The sequence below is a fragment of the Weissella sp. DD23 genome (genome assembly GCF_001579105.1).
GTDB classification, from domain to species: Bacteria; Bacillota; Bacilli; order Lactobacillales; family Lactobacillaceae; genus Weissella; species Weissella cibaria.
Genome location: NZ_KQ970390.1, coordinates 448349 through 450506 on the forward strand (window position 1 = coordinate 448349; position 2158 = coordinate 450506).

Below are 2158 nucleotides of genomic sequence, written 5' to 3' on the forward strand. Positions count from 1 at the left end.
CCGCCTGGCAGAATCGTGAGACCCGTTGGTGCCATTTGGACAATCTCTTGTAAATGAGACACTGTTTCTGTGATTGGCACAGTTAACTTACCACCGTGCGTCAACACACGTATCACCCCGTAATTCGCCAACCAGCGTAAAGCTTGTTGTTGGCAACGCTCTGCAATATCATCAAAAGCCATGTGATAAACCACTTGCATGGGCTTTGCAGCTTCTAGCAACTTGGTCATGCGATCCCGAGCTAGATGCTTTTTGACGTCGACCACCCCAAACGTCACCGTCTTTACCCCTAAAGCCCGCATGCGGCGTAACGAACGGCGCATATCTTCAATTTCAGCCTCAGAATAGTCGAAGTCACCACCCCGTGGGCGAATCATCACGACCAAATCAATTTGCGCTTCAGCCGCCAACGCCACAGCTTCGGCAACTGTCTGGTCGTCTGGGGTTAGTCCTCCCAAATCCAAACGACTATTTAATTCCACGCGATCGACGCCATTACGAATCGCAGCACGCATTGTGTCGATGTCAGCCAGTGCAATTTCCTTGATCATGATGAACCCCCTAAAATTTCTAATTTAAGCTTATTTTACTAAATTTCAGACACGGGCTGTTAATTGAACCATTTTGGTTAATGAGACTTTAATATTTTAACCACGGCAAAACAAAAAACGACCAGCAACACCACGTTGGTACCGCTAGTCGTTTTAACGATTTGTTATTACTGTTGTGCTGGCTTATTTTGACGTAACCGTTGCACCAGTGCAAAATCAGGCGTCACTGCCATGGTCGTTTGTCCCTCGAAAATTACGAAACCAGGTTTAGAACCGTTTGGCTTTCGCAACCGACGGACTGGCAAATAGTCCACTGGCACATTCGCTGAATCTCGAGCCTTCGAAAAGTACGCTGCTAACATCGCCCCTTCAAGTAACGTGTCATCAGATGGATTGGCATCGTGAATAATAACGTGCGACCCAGGAATATCCTTGGTGTGTAGCCAGATATCTGATTTAGCAGCCGTCTTCATTGACAGTCGCTCATTTTGCAAATTGTTCTTACCCACTTCAATCAACGTGCCATCAGTTGCGTAGAACTTTTCTGGCTGGCTGACCTGAGGCTTTTGCTTCTTCTTACTCTGCACCCGCATGTAACCTTCTTGAATCAATTCTTGACGAATTTCTTCAATATCCTTTGGCGAGGCAATATCAATTTGCGCAAGCAAGTTTTCAAAATAATCGACTTCCTCTTGCGCCATTGCAATTTGCTCATTCAAATACTTCACAGACGTCTTCAATTTGTTGTACTTCGTGAAATACTTCTGGGCATTTTGTGATGGGCCGATTTGGTTAGACAACGCAATTTTGAGTGGCTTATTATCGTCATAATAATTTGGCAACTCAATTTCAGTCATACCACGCTCCACTTGGTGCATGTATGTCGTCAACAACTCACCTTTAACCTTAAATTCATCCGCATTATCAGCTGCATCTAGTTCAGCTTGTTGCTTCTTAATCTTAGTTTTATTCTTCTTTAATTCATTTCGAACAACACGCAAAACAATGGCCGCCTGTTGTTGCACACGATCACGTTCTGATTTTTCAGCAAAATACGCGTCCAACATTTCACTGAGCGTTGGATAGGTTAGCACATTCCCCTGTACTGTTAACCACTCAAATGGGGTGAAATTAACACCCTTCTCAGTGGAAATCAAGCGTGGATCTGGCTGGTCAAAGCGATCGAACCAATCTTGTGCTAACTTCATCGCATCACCGGATTGTTGCAACACCGCTGCTAGTTCTTGCGCTGAATCACGGGCAAACCCTTGGAACGTGGTTTGAATACCCTTCGCCAAATCGTTCACATCTGGGTTATCCAAAATCAAGTTAGCTAGTCCGTCAAGTGACTCATACGGATTAATCACATCTTGCTTCGGTGGCATAACATAAGTACCACCGGGCATTAGCGTCCGTACACGATTTTGGTCAGCAGGAACGTGCTTAATCAAATCCAAAATACGTTGTGTCGGTTCGTCAATCAAAAACAGATTAGAGTGACGTCCCATCATCTCCAGGATAAGCGACGTCTTCTCTTCGTCACCAAGCTCATTACGGCCAGAAGTGGTGAACTTAATCATACGATCATTTGCCACCTGCTCAACGCG

General features: G+C 45.1%; 2 protein-coding genes. Both read right to left on the minus strand.

Annotated features, from left to right (window positions below; translation table 11 throughout):
• The coding region (locus tag WEIDD23_RS02150; RefSeq protein WP_062358734.1) for a copper homeostasis protein CutC at positions 1-551 on the minus strand (551 nt) is incomplete at its 3' end.
• 167 nt (positions 552-718) lie between these two features.
• On the minus strand, positions 719-2158 hold a 1440-nt coding region (locus tag WEIDD23_RS02155), incomplete at its 5' end, for an Rqc2 family fibronectin-binding protein (RefSeq protein WP_242865391.1).